Consider the following 20,907-nt stretch of genomic DNA (forward strand, 5'->3'; position numbering starts at 1 on the left):
CGTCTAGCGTGGTTCTTGGCAGCTACACCGTCGCCCGCAAGCACATCGGTAGGGAGAGTCGTGAGCGAGAACCCGGAGCCTAACAACCGCAAAGTCTTCGTCATCCATGGTCGCAACGCGCTAGCGCGGTCAGGACTCTTCGCCTTCCTGCGAGCCATCGGTCTCGACCCGATCGAGTGGTCCGAGGCGATTCGCATGACGGGCAAGGGCTCCCCGTACATCGGAGATGTCCTGGATGCTGCGTTCAACGCTGCGCAAGCGGTTGTCGTTCTTCAGACGCCGGACGACGTGGCGCATCTGCACGAGAGCCTGACATTCCCGGGAGACCCGGAAACCGAGGCTCAGATGCAGCCGCGGCCCAACGTGTTGTTCGAGGCTGGCATGGCTCTCGGGCGTGACGAGGAGCGAACGATCATCGTCGAGCTCGGGCAGGTCAAGTCGTTCAGCGACATTCACGGTCGGCACGTAGTCCGTCTCAGCAACGACTTGGCGCCTCGCCAGGAGCTTGCGAACAGGCTCGAGACAGCGGGATGCGCGGTCAAGCTGGTGGGTACCGACTGGCACAAGGCGGGGGACCTGACGCCCCCCGCGCCGCCCGGTGGTGGGCTGCCGCTGGGGAGAAAGCTGCCGTCGTCGACGGCGAGCGGTCTTCCACGCTTCTCAGCCCGGTACATCGACAACGGCTCGCGGCGCCTTGGAGAGCTTCAGGTGACCAACCTCGGCCCTGGCGATGCATTCCAGGTGGATCTGGAGACTGACGGCGAGTTCAGCCTGGTTTCGCGGGGAGGAAGCAACGACTTCCCTGTGCCGCGCTTGCCGCAGGGAAAGTCGGTCACAGTTCTGGTCGACAGCACCCGAACGCTCGGCGACACTCGGAAGAGCTACTTCAACCTGACGATCAAGGCCGCCACTGCAGACGGCGTCGCGTTCGATGTCGACGAGTTCGTAAGCGGCCTCTGACCATGGAGCTTTCAATCGAACTGCCGGTCGACAACGACGGATTCCTTCGCAGGGAGTGCCCGCACTGTGAGCAGGAGTTCAAGTGGCACCACGGGCCAGCGAACGAGGAAGCCGAGCATCAGCAGCCGGCTGACGCGTACTTCTGCCCGTTGTGTGGTCAGGTAGCCGGCCCGGACTCTTGGTGGACTCAGGCGCAGCTCGACCTCATCCAGGCCGAGGTGAGCGGACACGTGGGCTCGCAGCTCAACGACATGTTCGACGACGCCTTCCGCGGGCTTCGGGGTGGAGGCCTGGTTCGAGTCGAGACGTCGGGCGGCTTCGATGACGTCGAGACTCCGGAGCCGCTCGACGAGCCCGACGACATGAGCATCGTCGCCTCCCCGTGCCACGGGTGGGAACCGGTCAAAGTCCCAGAGAATGCGTCCGGTCCGTTCTACTGTCTGGTCTGTGGAGCAGCCTTCGCCGTGTAGCCCTCGTTTGCCCTGCCCGACGCCCTCGGCGGCCTAGGGCATGGCCTACGAGCTGGACGACCGACTCGTGGTCGGCGTCGCGTCGAGCGCGCTCTTCGACCTCACCGAGTCTGACGCCTACTTTCGCGAGCACGGCGAGATGGCGTACCGGGAGTACCAGGACGCCAACCTCGACGTACCGCTGGACAAGGGGGTCGCGTTCCCCTTCATCCAGCGGCTCGTGCGGCTCAACGACCTACGTGCCGACGACCCACTCGTAGAAGTGATCGTTCTGTCGAGGAACGACCCTGACACCGGGCTGCGCGTCATGAGGTCCGTCAAGCACCACGGGCTCGATTCGACCCGGGCGATCTTCACCCAAGGCAAGGCGCCCTACGAGTACATCGGCGCGCTCGACATGTCACTCTTTCTGTCCGCGAACCGGGCCGACGTCGACGCGGCCATTGAAGCCGGCTTTCCCGCCGGCCACGTGATGCCTTCGACAGCTGAGTACGACGAGTCAGACCCCACCCTCCGAGTCGCCTTCGACTTCGACGGCGTGCTCGCCGACGACTCCTCTGAACGTAAGTACAAGTCGGACGGGCTGGACGACTACATGGTCCACGAAGACGCTAACCGGGACCGGCCCCTCGAACCCGGGCTGCTCAAGCCGCTCCTGGCGGACCTCAACCGAATCCAACAGATCGAGGAGAGTCGTCGGGCGGAAGACCCCGACTACTCGCCGCGGCTCCGGATCGCCCTGGTCACCGCCCGGAACGCACCGGCGCACGAGCGCGCAGTGCACTCGCTTCGGGAGTGGGGCGTGCGGGTCAACGACGCCTTCTTCCTGGGTGGCATCGAGAAGGCACGAGTCCTTCGGGTCATGCAGCCGCACATCTTCTTCGACGACCAGGACCTTCACTTGACGGGAGCGCTGGACGACGTTGTCGGCGTGCACATCCCCTATGGGGTCGCCAACGAGGGGAGTGTCTGAGTGGCGAGTAGCTGCGAAGGCACGTGTGGGGGTCCTTGGAACGGCGCCAACGGTCAGTCAGATGAGCACGCGTGATACGCAAAAGCCCAGGTCAGAGGCCTGTAGTGGCCATGTCCGTTTTGGATGGGTGCTGATTTCGGCGGCCATGGGTGCAAACCCCGAAACGTCTTCGCAGAATAGGGCCGCTGACCTGCGGTTTCTCTAATCTGCGAACACCCCACCACGGGCCTTTCCCCGAAATCGGCGGGTACTTACCCCGAAATCAGGATCGGCCTTTGCCCCTCGTGAAAACGACAGAGCCGGACTCGCATCGCGAGTCCGGCTCTGTCGTTTGGTTGGTGGTCCTACAGGGCGTGCACCTCGGTGACGAGCTCGGCTTCTGGAAGCGGACGTCCCACCAAGTCCTCGGCATCATCGTTGCTGACGCCGAGCATGCTCAAGACGCGGCGTGTGAACTCGTCGGTGACGGGCGCGTCGTCGAGCTCGGGGTTGGCCTCGAGGTACTGAAGTAGCCCGAGGAGAGCTCCTCCAACCGCCATCAGCGCGAGGTCGATGTTCGGCACGTCCATACGGCCGGCGTCGTGGGCGGCCTGGAGGTCGTGTCGTGCTCGTGGTGCCAGGCCGCGGTCCGGGTTGTCGGTCAGCACGTGCATGCCGGCGTTCAGCATCACGCGCACGTGCTCGGGCATCAGTCGCTGAAGTCGCCCCGACAGGCGGAATGAGGCGGTGAAGACCTCAGCCGGGTCCTCGACGCTCGCCACGAAGGAGTCGAGGAACTCGCCGTACACCTCGAGGGTGTCCTGGATGGCGGCCTCGAAGAGGGCCTCCTTCGACTCGAAGTGGTTGTAGAAGGAGCCGAAGCCGACGTCGGCGGCGTCGGTGATCTCCTGGATGCTCACCGACGTACGGCCCTCCGCCAGCAAGGTTTGGGCCGCGCTGATGAGTGCGGCACGCGTTCGTGCCTTGCGCTGGTCGAGGCGGCTCGGCGCCTTCGCTTCGGTCATGCCCTGCCCTTCTTCGGCGGCTATCAGTGCTGAGTCAATCACAACGGTGATGGTTTCATCAAAAAGTTTTGATGAAACCATCAGAACCTCTTGACAAGGGTTTCATCGTTACTGATGATTTCATCAAGAACTAACCAGGAGGCGTCACCGTGGACGTAACGCAGGCAGCACGAACCGAGCGGACCATCGAGGTCGGCGACAGGCAGATCTTCGTCACCGAGGTTGGAGCCGGTCCAGCTGTTGTGCTTCTGCACGGCGGAGGAGCGGGCGCGACCGGAGCGTCGAACTACGCCCGCAATATCGACGCGCTCGCCGAGCACTTCCACGTGATTGTTCCCGACATGCCGGGCTACGGGCAGTCGACAAAGCGCATCGACCACTCCGACCCGTTCGGTGACCTCGCCTCGTTCCTCGGCGGCCTCATCAAGGCGCTGGGCTTGGAGAAGGTACACCTGATCGGCAACTCCTACGGCGGCGCCGCAGCCCTGCGCCTCGCCATCGAGAAGCCCGAACTTGTCGACCGGCTCATCCTCATGGGTCCCGGCGGCATCGGCACCACCCGTTCCCTGCCGACCGCCGGCCTGAACGCGCTGCTGGCCTACTACGGAGGCAAAGGCCCGTCGCTGGAGAAGATCACCGACTTCATCCGCACCTATCTCGTCTTCGACCCGAACGACGCCCCCGCCGACCTCATCGAGCTGCGCTACCAAGCCAGCATCGACCCGGAGGTCGTGGCGAACCCACCGCTGCGGCGCCCGTCCGGCCCGTTCGCGCTGCGCACCCTGTGGCGCATGGATTTCACCCGGGACAGCCGCCTGGCTCAGGTCCAGAACAAGACGCTGGTCGTGTGGGGTGCCCGCGACAAGGTCAACCGACCCTCAGGTGCGCTGATGCTGGCCGAAACGATGCCGAACTGCGACGCGCACCTGGTCGCGAACACCGGCCACTGGGTCCAGTGGGAGAAGGCTGACCTGTTCAACGCGCTCGCCGTCGCCCACCTGAAGGACTCGAGCCTCGGAGCCGACCAGTGAGCGGTTTCGAGCGCCCAGACGTCTTCGGCGACGTTCACCTGGGCTACGTCGTCATCGAGACCCAGAAGTTCGCCGAGTGGCGCCGCTTCGGTGCTGACGCCATCGGGCTGCACGTCGACGACGTCGACAACTCCTCGATGCGGTTCCGGCTCGACGACCACGAGAGCCGCTTCCTGCTGCAGAACGGCCCGGCCGAAGACGTCGTCGCCACCGGCTGGGAGGTCGACAGTCACGAGACGTTCGACGAGATCCTGCGCCGCGCCGCCGAGCGGGGCTTGCCGGCCGTCGAAGGGTCGGCCGAGGACGCCCAGCTGCGCGGTGTCGAACGCCTGTGGCGGCTGCCCGGGCCCAAGGGCATCGGTCAGGAGCTCTTCACCCGCGCCGTCACCACCGAGTCGCCCTTGAGCATGCTGTCCAGCGGCTTCGTCACCGGCGAAGCCGGCATGGGTCACGTCGCCATCACCTCCCGCGAGCCGGAAACTCTGCACGCCTACTACGGCACCCTGTTCGACGCCCGCCTGTCCGACTGGATCGACGAGGCCATCAGCGGCGTCAAGCTCAAGATCAGGTTCCTGCGGCTCAACGAGCGCCACCACTCGGTCGCCGTCGCCAACGTTCGGACGGTCAAGATCGACCCGATCCGCACCCGCGTCCAGCACCTCAACATTCAGGCGGCGACCCTCGAGGACATGGTCGGCTCGTACGAGCGGGTCAAGGCCACCGGCTTCGACATGGCGCTCTCGGTCGGTCAGCACACCAACGACCGCGAGCTTTCGTACTACGCGATGACCCCTTCCGGGTTTGAGTGGGAGGTCGGCTGGAACCCGATCGTCGTGACCCCCGAGCTCGAAGCGACGTGGGAGCCGACCACTTACCAGGGCATCAGCATCTGGGGCCACACCCCGGTCGGCCAGACCGTCGTCGACAAGCTCGCCCAGTTCAAGAACGCCGTACGCAACGGCCGCGCCCCCGAGATCACCGTGCCCGAGCTGAGCGGAGCAGCCCGATGACCACCAACGCTCACGACGTCATCGTCGTCGGACTCGGACCGACCGGCCTCACCATGGCCACCCTGCTCGGCCGACGCGGCCTCAACGTTCTCGTCCTCGAGCGCGAGCCAGAGTTCTACGGGATGGCGCGCGCGGTCTACACCGACGACGAAGCCCTCCGCGTGTTCCAGACCGCCGGCATCGCCGACGAGCTGCACGCCGACATGAACATCGACTCGGTCGTGCAGTGGGTCCGCAAGGACGGCAGCATCCTGGCCCAGTTCCGCGAGGACCGTCGCCCGATGTGGTGGCCCATCACGAACTTCCTGTACCAGCCGTACCTGGAGAACAAGCTCGAAGAGTCCCTCAAGATCTACCCGAACGTCGAGGTCCGCCGCGGCCGTGAGGTCCTTGCGTTCGCTCAGGACGATGACGGTGTCAGCGTCACCCATGCCGCCTCCACCGGATCCGGGTACGGCAAGCGCGAAGCGGTGACCGAGGTCGACAACGCCGAGACTTCACGGGCCGCGTACCTGATCGGTGCCGACGGTGGTCGCTCGGTCGTCCGGCTGTCCCAGAACATCGAGATGACCGGCAAGAGCTATCCGGAGCGGTGGCTCGTCGTCGACCTGGAAGCCAAGGAAGGCGTCGACGCTTTCCGGCACCTGCCGTACTTCGACTTCGTCTGCGACCCCGACATGCCGACCGTGTCCTGCCCCCAACCCGGCGGGCACCACCGGTTCGAGTTCAGCCTGAAGGATGACGACGACAAGGACGAGTTCGAGTCCGACGAGACCGTGCGCCGGCTGATGAGCCAGTACATCGACCCTGAAGAAGTCGTTGTCATCCGCAAGCTCGTCTACACGTTCAACGCAGTGGTCGCCGACACCTGGCGCAACGGCCGGGTCCTCCTGGCCGGTGACGCTGCCCACATGACGCCCCAGTTCATCGGCCAAGGCATGAACGCCGGCATCCGTGACTCCGACAACCTGTCGTGGAAGCTGCACTCGGTCCTGCGTCACGGCGCCGATCCGAAGATTCTCGACACGTTCGAGTCCGAACGGCGCCCTCATGCCAAGGCCATGATCGACCTGTCGGTCTTCAACAAGTCGCTGGTCTCCATCAAGCACCCCGTCCAGGCGACCGGACGCGACATCGCCCTGCGGTCGGCCATGCGCACACCGGGCCTCGGCCCGTGGATGCGGCGGATGGGCATGAAGCCCAAGCCGCGGTTCAAGAAGGGTGCCTACCTCGGCCTGCCCCGCGGTCTGCGCGGCGTGGAGGGGACCCTGCCTCCGCAACCCGAGGTCCGCACCTACGACGGCCGCCTCATGCGGCTGGACGACACCCTCGGGTACGGGTGGTCCGTTGTCGGGTTCAACGTCGACCCCCGCGAAGCTCTCGGAGCTGACAAGCACCGCTGGGACGGCCTCGGCGCCAGCTACGCAACCCTGTTCGAGGCCGGAACCCGGCCGATGGGCCAGCCCGGCGACGGCCGCCGCCGCTCCGGACTCATCGACGTCGAGGACACCTCGGGCGCCTTCACCGCCTGGCTGCGCAAAGCAGGCGCGAAGCCGGGAGACCTCCTGGTCCTGCGGCCGGACAAGTTCGTCTTCGGCCTCACCTCCGACACCCGTCTGCTGACCCGTGAGGTCGAGAAGCAGCTCGGCCTGAGCGCAGCGCTGGTCGCCGTATGAGCAAGCCGCACCGGATCGACACCCACCACCACCTGATCCCGCCGCGGTACCGGGACTACCTGGAGACCCGCGGCATCCAGCCCGGCGGCATCCCGCTCCCGAAGTGGACCCCAGCCGGCTCGCTGAAGGTGATGAACCGCCTCGGCATCCGTGCCGCGGTGCTCTCGGTCTCCACCCCGGGTGCCTGGCTCGACGAACCGAAGCTCGTCCGAGGACTGGCCCGCGAGCTCAACGACTACACAGCCAGCGTCGTCGCCGAGAACCCGTCTCGGTTCGGGTTCTTCGCCACCCTGACCCTGCCCGACGTCGACGGCGCCATCGCCGAAGCCGAGCACGCCTTCAACAACCTCGGCGCGGACGGGATCGTCCTCATCGCCAACACCGACGGCACGTATCTCCACGACCCAGCCTTCCGTCCGCTCCTGGAGTACCTGAACAACCGCAACGCCGTCGTATTCGTCCACCCGGGCGAGCTACCCGCCCCGCCCGTCGACCCGATTCCGTCCTTCGCTGCCGACTTCCTCCTCGATACCACCCGCGCCGCCGCCGGGCTGGTGCTGAGCGGCGCGATCGAGGAGTTCTCGCGTATCAGGTGGATCCTCGCTCACGCCGGTGGCTTCCTGCCGTACGTGTCCTACCGGGTCATGCTCGCCATGCTGCGCCAGGAGGGTCGCCTGGCGCAGGCCAAGGCGATGCTGCAGCGACGCACCGAGGTCCCCAAGCGCATGGAGCTGTTCAGCCGCTTCTGGTTCGACACGGCGCTGTCGTCCTCGCCCGCAGCCTTCCCCGCCCTGCTCGCCGTGGCCGACCCCTCGCGCGTGCTCTACGGGAGCGACTACCCGTTCGCCCCCGCCCGAGCCATCGGGTTCCTCAACGACGTGTACGAGGAACAGCCGCTGGACCGGCAGCTCCGACGCCAGATCGACCACCTCAACGCCGAAGCACTCTTCCCGCGGCTCGCCGCCTGACCTCACCCGGAGAACACCATGTCCACCATCTCCGCGCCGTTCCCTGCTCGGCGGCGTCGCTGCCGGTGCCGCAGCCACCGCCATCACCGGCCTCAACGCCGAAAGCGCATCGGCCCTGCCGCTGCTGCCCGGCCCCGCCACCCGCATCGACGTCCACTGTCACCACCTCCCGGACTTCTACGTCGCCGACCTCCACGAGCACGGCATCACCGAAGCCGGCGGCAAGAAGCTCCCCGCCTGGAGTCCGCAGCGTGCAGTGACGTTCATGAACAGCTTCGGCATCGCTGCCCAGGTCGTCTCCATCTCCGAACCTGGTGTCGCCTACCTCCCGACGGCCGCGCAGCGCGACGCGATGGCCCGCAAGATCAACGACTACACCCACGAGACCCTCATCAACGGCTCCGGCTCCGCCTCGAAGCGCTTCGGCGGCTTTGCAGTCCTCCCGCTCGGTGACCTCGACGATTCCGCCGACATCGTCAACGCGCAGAAGGAAGCCGTCCGCGCCATCAAGGTCCTCGGCTTCGACGGCGTCGGCCTGTTCAGCCAGTACAAGGGCGTCTACCTCGGCGACAACCGCCTCAAGCCGCTGATGAACACCCTCAACCAGCTCGGCGCCATGGTGTTCGTGCACCCGGTCACCCCGGTTCGCCCCGACCTGGGCCTGCCCGCGTTCCTGTTCGAGTTCCCGTTCGACACCACCCGCGCCGCGGTGAACCTCAGCTACACGAACACGTTCAAGTTCTACTCCAACATCCGCTGGCTCCTGGCCCACGCGGGTGGCGTCCTGCCGTTCCTGGCCTACAGGACCTCCCTGCTGCAGTACGTCACCCCGGTCATGCAGAACACCGGCCTGGGTGTCCTGGACGAGCAGAGCATCGACTTCGGCAAGCTGTTCTACGACACCGCGCTGTCGCCGGCGCCCTCAGCGATGATGTCGGTGCGCGAAGTCGCCCCGGTCTCGCACATCATGTTCGCCACCGACTGGCCCTTCGCCGCCGAGATCTTCACCATCCCCGGCGATCCCGCACCCCAGCTGCCCCGCTCGTTCAACCCGACCGAGCTGCAGAAGGTCCTGACCGGCAACGCCCTGGCCCAGTTCCCGAAGCTGAAGAAGCGGCTCGGCGCATGACGGCCAGCATCACCGACGCCGCCGACCGGCTCAGCGACGCAGCAGCAGCCGGGAAGCCCTGCGCCCCGGTCCGCGACCTCATCGCCCTGGACGACACCGCAGCGGCCTACGCCGTGCAGACCCGCAACATCGAGGCACGCACCGAGGCCGGAGCACGAGTCGTCGGCCGCAAGATCGGCCTGACCTCACCAGCCGTTCAGGCACAGCTGGGCGTCGACCAGCCCGACTTCGGTGTCCTCCTCGATGACATGGACGTCTCCGACGAGACGGCCATCCCGTTCGGCCGACTGCTTCAACCCAAGGTCGAAGCCGAGCTGGCGTTCGTTCTCGGCGCCGACGCAAAGCCTGCCTACGCGCTGGCCGCCCTGGAGATCGTCGACAGTCGCATCGCCGACTGGGACATCACGTTCGTCGACACCGTCGCCGACAACGGCAGCAGCGGACTGTTCGTTCTCGGCAAAGACCGACTCGACCTCGACGAGTTCAACCCCCGCGACGTCGTCATGACCATGTGGGTCGACGGTGTCGCCGTCTCGAAGGGAAGCGGTGACGCCTGCCTGGGCAACCCGCTGAGCGCCGTCGAGTGGCTCGCCGAAACAGCCGCCCAGTACGGCGCACCGCTGGAACCCGGCCAGGTCATCCTGTCCGGCGCCCTCGGCCCGATGGTCGCCCTCAAACCCAACAGTGAAGTCAGAGTCACCCTGACCAACGGGCCCCTGCCGTTGGGCAGCCTCACCGCGTTCGTCAGCTCGGAAGGAACCTCATGAGCACCCCAAGCACCAAGGTCGCCGTCATCGGCTCCGGCAACATCGGCACCGACCTCATGGTCAAGGTCCTGCGCCTCTCCGAGCACCTCGGGATGGGTGCCATGGTCGGCATCGACCCCGACTCCGACGGCCTCGCCCGTGCAGCCCGGTTCAACGTGCCCACCACCCACGAAGGCGTCGACGGCCTCATCGCGATGCCCGGGTTCGACGACATCGACATCGTCTTCGACGCCACCTCCGCCGGCGCGCACAAGGCCAACGCAGCGAAGCTCGAACCGTTCGGCAAGCGGCTCATCGACCTCACCCCGGCAGCGATCGGCCCGTTCGTCGTGCCGGCGGTCAACCTCGAAACCCACCTGAGCGCTGGCAACGTCAACATGGTCACCTGCGGCGGCCAGGCCACGATCCCTATCGTCGCGGCCGTCTCCCGCATCCTCGACGTGCCGTACGCCGAAATCGTCGCGTCCATCGCGTCGAAGTCGGCTGGACCCGGCACCCGCGCGAACATCGACGAGTTCACCGAAACCACCAGCCACGCCATCGCCGCCGTCGGTGGCGCCCGCCGCGGCAAGGCCATCATCATCCTCAACCCGGCCGAGCCGCCGCTGATCATGCGCGACACCGTCCTGGCCCTCATCGACGACCCGGCAGAGGTCCACCAGCAGGAGATCGCCGACTCCATCCACCAGATGGTCGACAAGGTCGCCGCGTACGTGCCCGGTTACCGGCTCAAGCAGCAGGTTCAGTTCACGCCGCTCAAGGCCGGCGACCCCTGGCACACCCTCGCCGGCGACGCACCGGTCAGCCACAAGGTCTCGGTCTTCCTCGAAGTCGAAGGTGCCGCCCACTACCTGCCCGCCTATGCCGGCAACCTCGACATCATGACCTCGGCCGCGCTCCAGGTCGCCGAACAGATGGCTCAGCAGCTCTCCTCGAAGGCGGTCTCCGCATGAGCACCAGCATCTTCCTGCAGGACGTCACACTGCGTGACGGCATGCACGCCCTGCGGCACCAGGTCAGCCTCGAGAACGTGTCAGCGATCGTCCGGGCCCTCGACGCCGCGGGAGTCGACGCACTCGAGGTGTCCCACGGTGACGGCCTCGGCGGCGGGTCCCTCAGCTACGGGCCAGGAAGTCACACCGACTGGGAGTGGATCGAAGCCGCGGCAGCCAACTGCACCAACGCCCGGCTGACGACTCTCATCCTTCCGGGTATCGGCACGGCCGAGGACCTGCGGCGTGCGTACGACCTCGGCGTCCGGTCGGTTCGCGTCGCCACGCACTGCACCGAGGCCGACGTCTCCGCCCAGCACATCGCCACCGCCCGCGAGCTCGGCATGGACGTCTCCGGCTTCCTGATGATGAGCCACCTGGTCGAGCCCGAGAAGCTCGCCGAGCAGGCCAAAATGATGGAGGCCTGCGGAGCACATTGCGTCTACGTCACGGACTCCGGCGGCCGGCTCACCATGGACGGGGTCCGCGCCCGTGTGCGGGCCTACAAGGACGTCCTCGACCCGGCAACCGAGCTCGGCATCCACGCCCACCAGAACCTGTCCCTCGCTGTGGCCAACAGCGTCGTCGCCGTCGAGGAAGGCGTCTACCGCGTCGACGCCTCGCTGGCAGGCCTCGGAGCAGGCGCCGGCAACTGCCCGATCGAGCCGTTCGTCGCCGTCGCCATGCTTCAGGGCTGGGGCATCGCAGCCGACCTCAACCTCCTCGAAGACGCCGCCGACGACATCGTCCGGCCGCTCATGGACCGGCCCGTGCAGGTCGACCGCGAAACTCTGACCCTCGGCTACGCCGGCGTGTACTCGAGCTTCCTGCGCCACGCAGAAGCCACCTCGGAGCGCTACGACATCGACGTCCGCACGCTGCTCACCGAGGTCGGCAGACGCCGGCTCATCGGAGGGCAGGAAGACATGCTCGTCGACATCGCCCTGGACCTCACCAGACAACCAGCCCAGACTGGCTGACCATGACCACGGGGGACGAGAACACAACGCGGGACAGCGAGCAGAGCGACGTCGAAGCGCTGTCCGAGGCGCTGCTTGCGTCCGTTGAGGAAGATGCGGAGACAGCCGACGAATCCGGGCTCCCGGACGCCGTCATCACGGCCCTGGCGACGATGCGCAAGCTCGGCATTGACTTCGTCCGCCGCTACCACCGCCTCGAGATCGACAGCGACGCCGCCATCCCAGGCGGGCCGGTCCTGTTCGTGGCCAACCACGGGTTCGGCGGCATCTTCGACCTCAACGTCTTTGCCATCCTCGCCACCTTCGAGGACCTCAACCTCGACCGTCCCGTCACCGCCCTGACCCACCAGATCGCCTGGACCCTCCAGGTCGGCCGATTCATCGAACCGTTCGGAGCCCGACCCGCCAGCCGTCGGGCCGCCCTGGAAGCCTTTGAGAAGGCCGAACACGTCCTCGTTCTGCCAGGGGGCGACATCGACGCCTTCAAATCGTTCAGCGACCGCGACAAGATCGTCTTCGACGGCCGCACCGGCTTCGCCCGCCTCGCCATGGACGCAGGCGTACCGATCGTCCCCATCGTCACCGCCGGGGCAGGGGAGTCGCTGTTCGTGCTCTCCGACGGCAAGCGCCTCGCCAAGGCTCTTCGCCTGGACAAGCTGTTACGCACCAAGGCGCTCCCGGTGTCGGTCTCACTCCCGTGGGGTTTGAACGTCGGCGCGGTCGGCCTGCTGCCCTACCTGCCGCTCCCGACGAAACTCCTCACCTCAGTTCTTCCGGCAATGAGCCCGACAGAGGGGGAGACTCCGGCCGAGTTCGCCGGCCGGGTCGAGGTAGCAATGCAGAAGCGGCTCTCTTTGCTCGCGCGCGAACGCCGGGCGCGATCCGACTGACTAGCGTGCGCGTCGCGGCCAGGTAGGTGAGCCCCCGAGTCCCGAAGTGGCCCAGAACGCAGTGGGCTGAATAAGCCTGTAGCGCACGGATCTCGGCAGGTCCGGACGGTGTGACCGCAGCATCAAGTGCGTCATTCGAGCACGAGCATCGCGCAAAAGCCCAGGTCAGAGGCCTGCAGGAGCCATGTCCGATTTGAATGGGTGCTGATTTCGGCGGCCATGGGTGCAAACCCCGAAACGTCTTCGCAGAAGAGGCCCGCTGACCTGCGGTTCTCTAATCCGCGAACACCCCACCACACCACCACTGCCCTCTTGAACAGAGCCTCCTCGGTACGCCGAGGAGGCTCTGCTGCTGCGACGTCAGTCGTTCTCGACCGGCAGCCACAGCTCGCAGGTCGCCGTGCCGGCCTCGGCGTCGTACGCCTGCATCGCGACGATCTCCGGCCCGGGGCGCAGCCGCCACGGCTGCGAGGGAAACCAGGTCGTCGCGGTCGCCGCCCATGTCTCCTGCAGGGTGGCCGGGTGCGGTCCCTCGGTCCGGAACACCGCCCAGGTGCCAGCCGGTACGTCGATGACATCGAGGCCTGCGGGTGCCGCTGTCACAGCGACGCCCTGCAGGTAGGTGAGCTCGCTGCCCTCGGTGCGGTCGGGGTCGAGGTCGTCGCTGACCGAGAGCACCCCGGTGGGCTCGGTGTCGTTCAGCTCCTTGAGACGGCCGATCGCCTCGGCGCCGATCGAGGCGACGTGCTCGGCGATGTGCGGGTTCACCCCGCTGTGGACCAGTGGCACGCGCGCGGCGTACCCGACGAGGTGGAAGGCGGGCAGGGTGACGATGCGGGTATCCATGGAGACGTTCCCTTCGACGGTCAGGTGGAACCTGATCCGCTGTTGTGTGCGGAGAGGGCCCCCGTCGCGCCGTACGTCGCTCGGCGCTGCTCCGTGCACCGCACGGAATGCGCGGCCGAACGCCTCGGCGGAGCCGTAGCCGTGCCGGACGGCGATCGTGAGCAGGTCGGCCGTGCTGCCGATCAGGTCGGCGGCGGCCAGTGACATCCGGCGGCGGCGCACGTACTCCGAGAGCGGCATCCCGGCGAGCGAGGAGAACATCCGGCGCAGGTGGTGCTCGGTGGTGCCGGAACGGGCCGCGAGGCCGACCGCGTCGACGTCGGCGGCCGGGTCGTCGGCGAGCAGCGCCTCGATCTCGTCGACGACGAGGTTGAGCACGGCGATCATGAGGTCCCTCCTTTTGCTCTCCAGCGTGCTGCGTCGGACCGGTGCGCCGCCCGATCGTTGCGGACCGATGCGATCAGGGTCTTCAGAGTGCTCGGTGCAAGTGCGCCAGGACGCTCGCGGGCGAGTCGTGGAAGCTGATCAGCTCCTGGTCGCCGTGGGCGAAGAACTCGTTCGTCAGTGCGTGCTCGAGCATCGCGCGCAACGGCGCGTAGTAGCCGGCGACGTCGAGGACCAGGGACGGCTTGGAGTGCAGGCCGAGCTTGGTCCAGGTCACCGTCTCGAAGAACTCGTCGAACGTGCCGAGCCCGCCGGGCAGCGTGACGAACGCGTCGGACAGCTCGTACATCAGGGCCTTGCGCTCGTGCATCGAGGCGACGACGTGCAGCTCGGTGAGGTCGGAGCGGCCGAGCTCGCGGTCGAACAGCGCCGACGGCATCACTCCGGTGACCTGTCCACCCGCTTGCAGCGCGCCGTCGGAGACCGAGCCCATCAGGCCTGCCGCCCCGCCGCCGTACACGAGGCCGAAGCGAGCCTCGGCGATCAACCGCCCCAGCTCCTCAGCAGCGCGGGTGAAGGCGGGGTCGGCGCCCGGGGTGGAACCGGAGAAGACGCAGATGTTGGTCACGCCTGATGCTCGCACCTCAGCCCTCGGTGACGTCGGGGTGGGGTTTCCACCCGTTCCCCGGCTTTTCGGGACTTCCCGCCGCATCGCCCGCCCTAGCCTGGCGAGAGTTCCCCTCACCACTCGGAGGCAGCAGATGTCCGTGCCCCGCAACGTCAAGGTCACCGTGGTCGCTCTGGGTCCGGCCCTCGTCGTCGGATCGCTCGGCACCGTCGCGCACGCCGCGACGAGGTCGACGGCCAACGTGAAGGCGTGCACCAACGCCAAGGGCACGCTGCGGCTGCTCAGCTCGAAGGGGAAGTGCCCGAAGGGGTACAACAAGGTGAGCATCGCCAAGCAGGGCCCGCAGGGTCCCGCCGGACCGGGCGCGAAGGTGCTCCGGGTCCGCACCACCTCGACGACCGCCGTGGCGTCGTCGTACGCCGTCCCGGGCACGGGGCTGACGGTCAAGGTCAGCTGCCGTGCGGGCACCTACGGGCTCTCCCAGCTCGAGGTGACGAGCACGGACGCGAGCAGCGCGTTCTCGGGCCGCGGGCACACCGTCATCAGCCAGAACGGTGACAACCCGTACTACTACTTCGACGCGACCGGAACGACCTTGCCGGGCGGCAACCTGGGTGTCCTCGCGCTCGAGGCCGGCGCGGTCAAGGGCTCCTCGATGGGGGTCCTGGTCAACAGGTCCTCCGGGTGGCCCAACCGGATCGACACCGACCTGATGCTGGTGCGAGGGGCGCGGTCGTTCACCGTCCGCTTCTTCGGCGCCCAGGACCCGTCCGCTCCGTGCGAGGCCACCGCCCAGGTGATCCGGAACGGCTGACCCGCGGCACTCCTGTCGGTGAGGTCCGGCAGACTCCTCGCATGACTCCCGAAGCCCTCCCCGTCGGACGCCGCCGGACCGTCGCCGTCCTGGTCCTGTTCGTCGCGACCTTCATGGACCTGCTGGACACCACGATCGTCAACGTCGCGCTGCCAGCCATCCAGGAAGACCTGCACGCGACGCCGTCGCAGCTGGAGTGGATCGTCTCGGGCTACGTCCTCGCGTTCGCCACCGTGCTGATCACGATGGGTCGGCTCGGTGACCTGTACGGGCGCAAGCGGATCTTCCTCATCGGCGTCGTCGGCTTCACCGTGGCGTCCGGTGTCGCGGCCTTCGCGCCGACCGCCGACGTGCTGGTGATCTCGCGGATCGTGCAGGGCCTGTTCGCCGCGACGATGGTGCCGCAGGTGCTCTCGATCGTGCAGGTGCTCTACAGCCCGAAGGACCGGGCCGGCGTCCTCGGCGCGTTCGGTGCGGTCACCGGCCTCGCTGCCGTCGCGGGCCCGCTGCTCAGCGGCATCCTGGTCACCCACGACGTCGCCGGCCTGGAGTGGCGCAGCATCTTCGTGATCAACCTCCCGATCGGGGTGCTGCTCGCCATCGGAGGATGGTTCCTGATCCCCGAGACCAAGTCGCACCACCGCACCTACCTCGACTTCCCCGGAGTGGTCCTCAGCTCGGCCGCGCTGTTCCTCATCGTGTTCGGACTGATCGAGGGGCGTCCGAAGGACTGGGCGTGGGGGATCTGGGCCGTGATGGTCCTCGGCGGGATCCTGCTGCTGGCCTTCATCGTCTACCAGCGGCGGGCCGAAGCGGCCGGCCGGACCCCGCTGGTCCCGCCCAGCCTGTTCCGGGACCGTGGCTACACGGCCGGGTCGTTCACCTCGCTCGCGTTCTTCGGATCGATCGGCGCCTACTTCTTCGTCGTCACGCTCTACCTCCAGCTCGGCTTGCACTTCAGCCCGATCAACTCGGCGCTCGCGACCCTGCCGTTCAGCATCGGCGCCTTCCTGGCCAGCGGTGCGTGCGTGCCGTTGGTCGACAAGCTGGGCAAGGGTCTGGTCACGATCGGCCTGGTGATGTTCACCAGCGCAGTGGCCTGGACGGCGCAGACGATCTCCCACCACGGCGACAGCCTGGCGAAGTGGGACCTGCTCGGACCGATGTTCCTCGGCGGCGCCGGTCTGGCCTTCTCGGCGATCCCGTTGATCGACGTCTCCCTGGCCAACATCGACATCAAGCACGCGGGAGCTGCCTCGGGCGTGCTCGGTACCTTCCAGCAGGTCGGTGGCGCACTGCTGCTGGCCGTCGTCGGCGTGGTGTTCTTCCAGACCGTCGGCGCGGGTCTGAGCAGCCAGGACTGGCGAGACGGCGTCCTGCACGGGCTGCTCGTCCCGGGGATCGGTCTCGGTGTGGGTGCGCTCGCGAGCCTGCTGCTGCCGACCGTCGAGGCCGTCCGGCACCACAAGGAGCTCGCCGAGAAGGCCGCCGAGGAGGAGTACCAGCAGGAGATCGAGGCGCTCTGAGGTCCTAGACGTCGACACGGAAGCCCAGGTCGACGTCGCTGGCTGCCTGGCCGCCGCGAATGCCCCAGTTCTCAGAGGGAGCCTCGCGCAGCGTGATGGTGACGTGGTCTCCGGGGATGTCGAATGCGCCGAGGCGCTCGACGATCTCGCGGTAGAGCGCGCGCTTGGCCTCGGTCGAGCGGCCGGCGAAGCAGTCGATCGAGACCAGCGTCATCCGCTCGGGCTCCGACAGCGACGGCGGGTACGCACACCGGTGCGGCTCGTGCACGACGAGGCGCACGTGCTTGTCGTTGACCGGGATCTTGAACGCCGCAACCAGTGCGCCGTGCACGGCGTCGATCAGCCCGACCTCTTCGGTCGGGGAGTACGGGCGACGGACCTCGATCAGCGCGGTGGGCATGGCGCCACGGTAGTGAGCGCGGGTGCTGCGGCGTACCGGTTTATCCGGCGGTGCCCTCGCCGCGCTGCTCGTGCCAGGTCTTGTGCAGCAGTGCCGTGGAGCCCATGTTGGCCACACCCGCCCCGCACACCGGGCACGGCAGGACGTCGGTGAGGATCAGGTTGCCATACCAGGCCAGAGCGGCAGATTCCTCGGGAGTCATGCTTCCTCCAGGGTGACGGGGAACCGGACGGGACCGCGCAGCGAGCTGTTCGTGCTCCAGGTGGTGGTGCCGTCCGGGCGGATCTCCTTGACCCGGGTGGTCAGCTCGCGGAGCACCGCCGTTGCCTCCATCCGGGCCAGGGCAGCGCCCAGGCACAGGTGCGGGCCGTAGCCGAACGCGACGTGCTGCTTGGGGTTGCGGTCCGCACGGAAGGTGGCCGGGTCGTCGAAGACGGTCGGGTCCTGGTTGGCCGCGGCGAACGAGACGAGTACCCGCGCGCCGGCCGGGATCGTCACGTTGCCGATGGTGTAGTCCTGGATCGCGCTGCGGTAGAGGCCCTGCAGCGGGCTCAGGTGCCGCAGGTGCTCCTCGATCGCCATCGGGATCAGCTCCGGGTCGGCGCGGATCATCTCGTACTGCTCGGGGTGCCGGGCGTAGGTGTCGAACATCCCGCCGAGCAGGTTGGTCGTGGTCTCGTTGCCGGCCATCAGCAGCAGCAGCGCGATGAGCACGAGCTCGCTGTCGGTGAGGGTGCCCTCGTCGCGGTTCTCCAGGAGCCGGCCCAGGACGGACCCCTCGCCCTTGAGGCGACCGGACGCGAGCTGCTTGCTGAGGTACTGCAGCAACGCGTAGCCGCCACCCGCAGCGCCGACGGTCCGGCGCACGCTGGCCCAGGTGGGGGAGAAGTCGAGGAGCTGGATCGCCTGCTCGGACCAGCGTCGGAAGTCGTCGCCGTCCTCCTCCGGGACGCCGAGGATCTCGCCGATGAGCCGGACCGGCATCGGGACGGCCAGGTCGCGCACCATGTCGGACCCGGGGTTCGCGATCAGGTCCGAGACGAGCTCGGTGGCGAGACGGTCGACGATCGGGCGCCAGCTCTCCAACGCGTTCTTGGTGAACGCAGGCAGCACCTGCTTGCGCAGGGCGGCGTGCTGCGGTCCGTCGGTGGCCACCATCAGCGGCAGCGAGAACCTCAGGCGGATGACGCCCTCGGCGCTGGTGATGCTGCCGGTCTCCCGCAGGGCGTTGCGGACGTCCTCCATCCGGTGGATCACCCAGATCGCGCGCTTGGGGTTGTAGTGCACTCCGCCGCTCTCGTGCAGGCGGCGGTAGGCGTCGTACGGCTGGGCTGCGGTGGCCGGGTCGAACGGGTCGTAGTCGGTGATGGTGGCGCCGGTGTAGCCGAGGTGTCCGAGCCGTCGGGTGCGGACCGCTGCGCGCGCATTCATCCCCGCTGCCTGGGCCATCGGCTTGAGCACGGCGTCGGCGAACTGCCGCCCGCGTTCGAGGGGAGGTGCTGTCATGCCCGGCTCCTGGCGTCAGCGCGGTGGCGCATCGGTGAGGCACTCCGGCGTACCCCGAGGGGGCCAGCGTACGAAGCAGGGACCCCCGACGTGCAGGTGAGGTCAAAATGTGACGACGGCAACACCGTCCGCGCGTGAGGTTCGGCGCTCCCGGAGGTCTAGAGGGTGGCGGGCGAGAGGTCGAGTTCGTGTCCCGAGCGCAGAACCTCGACCAACGCGCCCGGGCGGTCTTCCCGGTCCGCCTCCGGTGGCCGGACGCGTCGTTACTCCAGATGGCGACTGCGGCCGGCCGCCGGACCTCCCCGGTCATCGAGCTTGCCGAGATGCGGTGAGGCGTCTCGGTCATCCCGGTCATCGAGCTTGCCGAGATGCGGTGAGGCGTTTCGGTCATCCCGGTCTTCGAGCTTGCCGAGATGCGGTGAGGCGTCTCGGTCATCCCGGTCATCGAGCTTGCCGAGATGCGGTGAGGCGTCTCGGCAAGGTCGACGACCGCGGCCTAGGGTCTCGGGCATGAGCAGCGAGTCACCTGCCGCGCCCGCGTCCCCGGAGGTCGGGCTGCTGCAGCCCGTGCTGGCCGGTGCAATGGCGGCACTGGTCGGCTTCGCGAGCACGTTCGCCGTGGTGCTCGCCGGGCTGCAGGCAGTCGGCGCGACCTCGGCCCAGGCGGCGTCGGGACTGCTGGCCCTGTGCGTGACCCAGGCCGCCGGCATCCTCTGGCTCACCTGGCGGCACCGCACTCCGCTGCTGCTGGCCTGGTCCACCCCGGGAGCGGCGCTGCTGGTCAGCGCCGGGGCGGTCGACGGCGGCTGGCCAGCGGCCGTCGGCGCCTTCGTCGTGGTGGGCGGGCTGATCCTGCTGACCGCGCTCTGGCCGGTGCTCGGCGACCTGATCGCTGCCATCCCCACGCCCATCGCGCAGGCGATGCTGGCCGGCGTGCTGCTCTCGATCTGCGTCGAGCCGGTACGGGCGTTCGCCGACCGGCCGCTGCTGGTCGCCCCGATCGTCGTCGTGTGGGTGCTGCTGCTGCGGTTCGCGCCCCGTCTCGCCGTCGCCGGGGCGTTCGTCACGACCCTGGTCGTGGTGGCGGCGTACCTGATCGACCACGGCACTGCGCTGCCGAGCCTGGCGCCCGAGGTGCACTGGGTCACGCCGTCCTTCGACTGGCAGGCCCTGGTCGGCCTCGCGATCCCGCTGTACGTCGTCACGATGGCCTCGCAGAACGTGCCGGGGGTCGCGGTGATGGCGACCTTCGACTACAAGGTCCCGTGGCGTGAGTCGATGACGGTGACCGGTCTGGCGACGGTGGCCGGTGCGTTCGCGGGCGGGCACGCCACGAATCTCGCAGCCATCAGTGCGGCGATGGTCGCCTCTCCCGAGGCGCACCCGGACCGGGACCGGCGCTGGGTCGCCGCGCGCTCAGCCGGGCTCACCTACCTCGTGCTCGCCGCGCTGTCAACGGTGCTCGTCGGGGTGGTCGCCGTCGCGCCGCACGGGTTGGTCGAGGTGGTGGCGGGGCTGGCGCTGCTCGGGACGTTCGGTGCTGCGCTGCTCGGAGCCACCTCGGCGGCCACCGGGCGCGAGGCGGCGCTGGTGACGTTCGCCGTTGCTGCCAGCGGGGTGACGATCGCGGGGATCGGTGCGGCGTTCTGGGCGTTGATCGCGGGGTTGGTGGTGCGTCAAGTGCTGCGTCTCGGCAAGCTCGACGACCGGGGGTGAGGCGAGGACCGGGGCGCGTCTCGGCAAGCTCGACGACCGGGGGCCTTGCTCGACGACCGGGGCGCGTCTCGGCAAGCTCGACGACCGGGGGTGAGGCGAGGACCGGGGCGCGTCTCGGCAAGCTCGACGACCGGGGGCCTTGCTCGACGACCGGGGCGCGTCTCGGCAAGCTCGACGACCGGGGGCCTTGCTCGATGACCGGGGCGCGTCTCGGCAAGCTCGACGACCGGGGGCCTT

The 20,907-nt window shown here is 68.0% G+C and carries 22 protein-coding genes; 16 read left to right on the forward strand and 6 right to left on the reverse strand.

The features are described 5' to 3' along the window. The first annotated feature begins 60 nt into the window (after nucleotides 1-60). The 3 genes from ABIE44_RS15260 to ABIE44_RS15270 are packed head-to-tail and all read left to right on the forward strand — an operon-like array spanning nucleotide 61 to nucleotide 2,403. The gene (locus ABIE44_RS15260; RefSeq protein WP_209715725.1) at nucleotides 61-960 is read left to right on the forward strand and encodes a TIR domain-containing protein; all 900 of its coding nucleotides are present in this window, start codon (nucleotides 61-63) and stop codon (nucleotides 958-960) included. A 2-nt stretch (nucleotides 961-962) separates the two neighbouring features. Further along, a complete protein-coding gene (locus ABIE44_RS15265; protein ID WP_209715721.1) occupies nucleotides 963-1,430 on the forward strand; it encodes a hypothetical protein in 468 nt (155 codons plus the stop codon). A 40-nt stretch (nucleotides 1,431-1,470) separates the two neighbouring features. Next, nucleotides 1,471-2,403, forward strand: a complete 933-nt coding sequence (locus tag ABIE44_RS15270; protein WP_209715718.1) for a 5'-nucleotidase — start codon at nucleotides 1,471-1,473, stop codon at nucleotides 2,401-2,403. A gap of 344 nt (nucleotides 2,404-2,747) precedes the next feature. Here the strand turns inward: ABIE44_RS15270 and ABIE44_RS15275 are convergent, their stop codons facing one another. Continuing rightward, nucleotides 2,748-3,407 carry a TetR/AcrR family transcriptional regulator gene (locus ABIE44_RS15275; RefSeq protein ID WP_209715713.1) on the reverse strand — a complete coding sequence of 220 codons (660 nt, stop codon included), beginning with the start codon at nucleotides 3,405-3,407 and terminating at the stop codon, nucleotides 2,748-2,750. A gap of 149 nt (nucleotides 3,408-3,556) precedes the next feature. On the opposite strand from ABIE44_RS15275, the gene ABIE44_RS15280 reads away from it, so the two are divergent. The 9 genes from ABIE44_RS15280 (at nucleotide 3,557) to ABIE44_RS15320 (ending at nucleotide 12,850) form a co-directional block, all read left to right on the forward strand. Next, entirely contained in the window at nucleotides 3,557-4,438 is an 882-nt protein-coding gene (locus tag ABIE44_RS15280) for an alpha/beta fold hydrolase (protein ID WP_354438135.1), read from the forward strand. Continuing rightward, a complete protein-coding gene (locus ABIE44_RS15285; protein ID WP_209715711.1) occupies nucleotides 4,435-5,448 on the forward strand; it encodes a VOC family protein in 1,014 nt (337 codons plus the stop codon). Before ABIE44_RS15280 ends, ABIE44_RS15285 begins: the two co-directional genes overlap by 4 nt. After that, the gene (locus ABIE44_RS15290; protein WP_209715697.1) at nucleotides 5,445-7,124 is read left to right on the forward strand and encodes a bifunctional 3-(3-hydroxy-phenyl)propionate/3-hydroxycinnamic acid hydroxylase; all 1,680 of its coding nucleotides are present in this window, start codon (nucleotides 5,445-5,447) and stop codon (nucleotides 7,122-7,124) included. Before ABIE44_RS15285 ends, ABIE44_RS15290 begins: the two co-directional genes overlap by 4 nt. Beyond that, entirely contained in the window at nucleotides 7,121-8,092 is a 972-nt protein-coding gene (locus tag ABIE44_RS15295; RefSeq protein ID WP_209715694.1) for an amidohydrolase family protein, read from the forward strand. The genes ABIE44_RS15290 and ABIE44_RS15295 overlap by 4 nt, the downstream gene beginning before the upstream one ends. Before the next feature lie 145 nt (nucleotides 8,093-8,237). Further along, on the forward strand, nucleotides 8,238-9,221 hold the full coding sequence (locus ABIE44_RS15300) for an amidohydrolase family protein (RefSeq protein ID WP_354438398.1): 984 nt from the start codon (nucleotides 8,238-8,240) through the stop codon (nucleotides 9,219-9,221). Next, on the forward strand, nucleotides 9,218-9,988 hold the full coding sequence (locus tag ABIE44_RS15305) for a 2-keto-4-pentenoate hydratase (protein ID WP_209715688.1): 771 nt from the start codon (nucleotides 9,218-9,220) through the stop codon (nucleotides 9,986-9,988). The genes ABIE44_RS15300 and ABIE44_RS15305 overlap by 4 nt, the downstream gene beginning before the upstream one ends. Continuing rightward, complete coding sequence (locus tag ABIE44_RS15310) at nucleotides 9,985-10,941, forward strand: acetaldehyde dehydrogenase (acetylating) (protein ID WP_209715679.1); 957 nt, start codon at nucleotides 9,985-9,987, stop codon at nucleotides 10,939-10,941. Before ABIE44_RS15305 ends, ABIE44_RS15310 begins: the two co-directional genes overlap by 4 nt. Beyond that, nucleotides 10,938-11,960: a 4-hydroxy-2-oxovalerate aldolase gene (gene dmpG, locus ABIE44_RS15315; RefSeq protein ID WP_209715676.1), complete on the forward strand. Its 1,023-nt coding sequence runs from the start codon at nucleotides 10,938-10,940 to the stop codon at nucleotides 11,958-11,960. The genes ABIE44_RS15310 and dmpG overlap by 4 nt, the downstream gene beginning before the upstream one ends. Nucleotides 11,961-11,962: 2 nt before the next feature. Further along, the gene (locus tag ABIE44_RS15320; RefSeq protein WP_354438136.1) at nucleotides 11,963-12,850 is read left to right on the forward strand and encodes a lysophospholipid acyltransferase family protein; all 888 of its coding nucleotides are present in this window, start codon (nucleotides 11,963-11,965) and stop codon (nucleotides 12,848-12,850) included. Nucleotides 12,851-13,210: 360 nt separating this feature from the next. Here ABIE44_RS15320 and ABIE44_RS15325 read toward each other — a convergent pair whose 3' ends face one another. Both ABIE44_RS15325 and ABIE44_RS15330 read right to left on the reverse strand, forming a co-directional pair. Then, a complete protein-coding gene (locus tag ABIE44_RS15325) occupies nucleotides 13,211-14,083 on the reverse strand; it encodes a GyrI-like domain-containing protein (RefSeq protein WP_209715672.1) in 873 nt (290 codons plus the stop codon). 82 nt (nucleotides 14,084-14,165) lie between these two features. Continuing rightward, nucleotides 14,166-14,708, reverse strand: coding sequence for an LOG family protein (locus ABIE44_RS15330; protein WP_209715669.1), 543 nt, complete (start codon nucleotides 14,706-14,708; stop codon nucleotides 14,166-14,168). A gap of 133 nt (nucleotides 14,709-14,841) precedes the next feature. On the opposite strand from ABIE44_RS15330, the gene ABIE44_RS15335 reads away from it, so the two are divergent. Together ABIE44_RS15335 and ABIE44_RS15340 are read left to right on the forward strand one after the other, a co-directional pair. Beyond that, nucleotides 14,842-15,522 carry a hypothetical protein gene (locus ABIE44_RS15335; protein WP_209715666.1) on the forward strand — a complete coding sequence of 227 codons (681 nt, stop codon included), beginning with the start codon at nucleotides 14,842-14,844 and terminating at the stop codon, nucleotides 15,520-15,522. Between the two features lie 41 nt (nucleotides 15,523-15,563). Continuing rightward, nucleotides 15,564-17,048, forward strand: a complete 1,485-nt coding sequence (locus ABIE44_RS15340; RefSeq protein WP_209715663.1) for an MFS transporter — start codon at nucleotides 15,564-15,566, stop codon at nucleotides 17,046-17,048. A gap of 4 nt (nucleotides 17,049-17,052) precedes the next feature. On the opposite strand, the gene ABIE44_RS15345 is transcribed toward ABIE44_RS15340, so the two are convergent. From ABIE44_RS15345 to ABIE44_RS15355, 3 genes are read right to left on the reverse strand one after another with little or no spacing between them, the layout of a single operon-like run. Next, nucleotides 17,053-17,448, reverse strand: coding sequence for a tautomerase family protein (locus tag ABIE44_RS15345; protein ID WP_209715660.1), 396 nt, complete (start codon nucleotides 17,446-17,448; stop codon nucleotides 17,053-17,055). Between the two features lie 40 nt (nucleotides 17,449-17,488). Then, a complete protein-coding gene (locus ABIE44_RS15350) occupies nucleotides 17,489-17,650 on the reverse strand; it encodes a hypothetical protein (protein WP_209715658.1) in 162 nt (53 codons plus the stop codon). Next, nucleotides 17,647-18,954, reverse strand: a complete 1,308-nt coding sequence (locus tag ABIE44_RS15355) for a cytochrome P450 (RefSeq protein WP_209715656.1) — start codon at nucleotides 18,952-18,954, stop codon at nucleotides 17,647-17,649. The genes ABIE44_RS15350 and ABIE44_RS15355 overlap by 4 nt, the downstream gene beginning before the upstream one ends. A 188-nt stretch (nucleotides 18,955-19,142) precedes the next feature. On the opposite strand from ABIE44_RS15355, the gene ABIE44_RS15360 reads away from it, so the two are divergent. Both ABIE44_RS15360 and ABIE44_RS15365 read left to right on the forward strand, forming a co-directional pair. Beyond that, on the forward strand, nucleotides 19,143-19,286 hold the full coding sequence (locus ABIE44_RS15360; protein WP_209715654.1) for a hypothetical protein: 144 nt from the start codon (nucleotides 19,143-19,145) through the stop codon (nucleotides 19,284-19,286). A 178-nt stretch (nucleotides 19,287-19,464) separates the two neighbouring features. Next, nucleotides 19,465-20,670 carry a benzoate/H(+) symporter BenE family transporter gene (locus ABIE44_RS15365; RefSeq protein ID WP_209715652.1) on the forward strand — a complete coding sequence of 402 codons (1,206 nt, stop codon included), beginning with the start codon at nucleotides 19,465-19,467 and terminating at the stop codon, nucleotides 20,668-20,670. Nucleotides 20,671-20,907 lie beyond the last annotated feature (237 nt).

This window comes from Marmoricola sp. OAE513 (assembly GCF_040546585.1).
Classification (GTDB): domain Bacteria; phylum Actinomycetota; class Actinomycetes; order Propionibacteriales; family Nocardioidaceae; genus Marmoricola.

What these genes read in the sequence shown, in the direction of transcription:
- ABIE44_RS15265 (WP_209715721.1), top strand. Translation starts at nt 963, where the DNA reads ATGGAGCTTTCAATCGAACTGCCGGTCGACAACGACGGATTCCTTCGC.
- ABIE44_RS15270 (WP_209715718.1), top strand. Translation starts at nt 1,471, where the DNA reads ATGGCCTACGAGCTGGACGACCGACTCGTGGTCGGCGTCGCGTCGAGC.
- ABIE44_RS15275 (WP_209715713.1), bottom strand. Translation starts at nt 3,407, where the DNA reads ATGACCGAAGCGAAGGCGCCGAGCCGCCTCGACCAGCGCAAGGCACGA.
- ABIE44_RS15290 (WP_209715697.1), top strand. Translation starts at nt 5,445, where the DNA reads ATGACCACCAACGCTCACGACGTCATCGTCGTCGGACTCGGACCGACC.
- ABIE44_RS15295 (WP_209715694.1), top strand. Translation starts at nt 7,121, where the DNA reads ATGAGCAAGCCGCACCGGATCGACACCCACCACCACCTGATCCCGCCG.
- ABIE44_RS15305 (WP_209715688.1), top strand. Translation starts at nt 9,218, where the DNA reads ATGACGGCCAGCATCACCGACGCCGCCGACCGGCTCAGCGACGCAGCA.
- ABIE44_RS15310 (WP_209715679.1), top strand. Translation starts at nt 9,985, where the DNA reads ATGAGCACCCCAAGCACCAAGGTCGCCGTCATCGGCTCCGGCAACATC.
- dmpG (WP_209715676.1), top strand. Translation starts at nt 10,938, where the DNA reads ATGAGCACCAGCATCTTCCTGCAGGACGTCACACTGCGTGACGGCATG.
- ABIE44_RS15320 (WP_354438136.1), top strand. Translation starts at nt 11,963, where the DNA reads ATGACCACGGGGGACGAGAACACAACGCGGGACAGCGAGCAGAGCGAC.
- ABIE44_RS15325 (WP_209715672.1), bottom strand. Translation starts at nt 14,083, where the DNA reads ATGATCGCCGTGCTCAACCTCGTCGTCGACGAGATCGAGGCGCTGCTC.
- ABIE44_RS15335 (WP_209715666.1), top strand. Translation starts at nt 14,842, where the DNA reads ATGTCCGTGCCCCGCAACGTCAAGGTCACCGTGGTCGCTCTGGGTCCG.
- ABIE44_RS15340 (WP_209715663.1), top strand. Translation starts at nt 15,564, where the DNA reads ATGACTCCCGAAGCCCTCCCCGTCGGACGCCGCCGGACCGTCGCCGTC.
- ABIE44_RS15345 (WP_209715660.1), bottom strand. Translation starts at nt 17,448, where the DNA reads ATGCCCACCGCGCTGATCGAGGTCCGTCGCCCGTACTCCCCGACCGAA.
- ABIE44_RS15350 (WP_209715658.1), bottom strand. Translation starts at nt 17,650, where the DNA reads ATGACTCCCGAGGAATCTGCCGCTCTGGCCTGGTATGGCAACCTGATC.
- ABIE44_RS15355 (WP_209715656.1), bottom strand. Translation starts at nt 18,954, where the DNA reads ATGACAGCACCTCCCCTCGAACGCGGGCGGCAGTTCGCCGACGCCGTG.
- ABIE44_RS15365 (WP_209715652.1), top strand. Translation starts at nt 19,465, where the DNA reads ATGAGCAGCGAGTCACCTGCCGCGCCCGCGTCCCCGGAGGTCGGGCTG.